Below are 270 nucleotides of genomic sequence, written 5' to 3' on the forward strand. Positions count from 1 at the left end.
TCAGAGTTATTTTTGGTAGAGGGTGACTCTGCTGGTGGCTCTGCAAAACAGGCGCGTGATCGTGAGTATCAGGCAATCATGCCCTTGAGAGGTAAAATACTGAATACGTGGGAGGTCGAGTCGAGCGAAATTCTCGCCTCGCAAGAGGTTCATGATATCTCTGTTGCGATTGGTGTCGATCCTGGCTCAGATAACCTCGAAGGTCTGCGTTATGGCAAGGTTTGTATACTTGCCGATGCCGACTCGGATGGATTGCATATCGCGACCTTG

The 270-nt window shown here is 50.0% G+C and carries 1 protein-coding gene; it reads left to right on the plus strand.

The window, feature by feature from the left end; all coding sequences use genetic code 11:
* Positions 1-270 (plus strand): toprim domain-containing protein (locus A3751_RS17990; protein ID WP_231876930.1); only part of this gene is annotated, 270 nt, incomplete at both ends.

The sequence above is a fragment of the Oleiphilus sp. HI0080 genome (genome assembly GCF_001635135.1).